The organism is Lentilactobacillus parafarraginis DSM 18390 = JCM 14109 (genome assembly GCF_001435895.1).
Lineage (GTDB): Bacteria > Bacillota > Bacilli > Lactobacillales > Lactobacillaceae > Lentilactobacillus > Lentilactobacillus parafarraginis.
In genome coordinates this window covers 1-1,170 of sequence record NZ_AZFZ01000172.1, presented here as the reverse complement: position 1 = coordinate 1,170, position 1,170 = coordinate 1, and the positions used below count along the sequence as shown (strand labels likewise).

Annotated in this window: 1 protein-coding gene and 1 tRNA gene; one reads left to right on the top strand and one right to left on the bottom strand. The window is 41.0% G+C overall.

Going from position 1 to position 1,170, the window contains the following annotated elements; genetic code table 11:
- Positions 1-129: 129 nt before the first annotated feature.
- A tRNA-Thr gene (locus tag FD47_RS14560) sits at positions 130-202 on the top strand.
- A gap of 255 nt (positions 203-457) precedes the next feature.
- Here the strand turns inward: FD47_RS14560 and FD47_RS14555 are convergent.
- Positions 458-742: a hypothetical protein gene (locus FD47_RS14555; RefSeq protein ID WP_054736783.1), complete on the bottom strand. Its 285-nt coding sequence runs from the start codon at positions 740-742 to the stop codon at positions 458-460.
- Positions 743-1,170: the final 428 nt, after the last annotated feature.

Sequence of the window (1,170 nt, the reverse complement as noted above, 5' to 3'; positions counted from 1 at the left end):
CCCCTGCGAGGGTAGGACGTTGCCACGCAAACAGAAGAGGTCGAGACAAATGAAAATTTTGTCTCGACCTCTTGTTATATCTAAAAGGATTTGGTAAGCTGTTTGAGTGTCAGATTTCATATCAATTGTGCCGCCTTAGCTCAGAAGGTAGAGCGTTTCCATGGTAAGGAAGAGGTCCCGGGTTCAAATCCCGGAGACGGCTTAACTGTCATTATTAAGATTCCCAAGGGTTCCACCTCAATCAAATTAATTCGGATTAAACCGCCATTACAAGCGGTTTTTTATTTTTCGATTTTTGGATTGAAGTGGACTCGTTCGGAAGCTTTTGGAACGGGAGTGTCAACAAAGTGTCAACGAATTTTTCCAAATTAAGAACCAATCATCAAGATGGTGATCGGCTTTCTTTGCCCGATTAAAATTCCGTCAGGTTCATTGATGAAAAGCCATAAAATTTTTCTCAATGCTTTCGGTGTGTTCGGGCCCGCCATTGTTTAAGGAGGGTCGGTTTGCCAAATAGTGGTGGGGTGACATTAATCGTAAACGCCACGGCTAACGCTAAGATCGATAGCCCAATCCAAAGATTATCGTTCATCAGACCCACCAACGGATTAAAAAGCCCCGCAATCCAAGAAAATAAATTGATCACGATGAGAATTCCGAGCAACCACCAAACCCAACTGGTAAAAAACTTCCAAACCATCCACAGCGACAAAATTGAGAGCAGTATCAGCAGTAGTAGCATGTGCTCACCCCCTTAAATTGGTCAACTCGTTTCATACAAGTACTTATCTAAAATGTGATCTGACCGGCCATCATTTTTAATCGTGGTGACGCCGGTCAGATAATCGCCAAGCTCATTTTCCGTTTGCTTGCATATTTGCTCTTATTTTAAAACCTCGTAAATACGACGTAAACATAAACTCCTTTTTAAGTAGAAACTCAACTGTGAAGACCAGTCGAAAGTGCCATTAACGATGTTTCCAGAATCGTCACAGGGCCACTTAAAAGGTCTTAGTCGTCCTCAGAGGGTTTTAGTGCGCATACGTGACCAAATGATTCATTCTTTTGATGTACTGTTCGTTTAATAATTAACGATATAGTTAACGGACCGATTATAGATTGAAATAATTTAACAAAGATATTAGGGTCTGTCTTAAAACAAGCTTTTTA

Bases quoted from the DNA above. Each gene is read 5' to 3' on its own strand.
- FD47_RS14555 (WP_054736783.1), bottom strand. From the start codon at position 742: ATGCTACTACTGCTGATACTGCTCTCAATTTTGTCGCTGTGGATGGTT.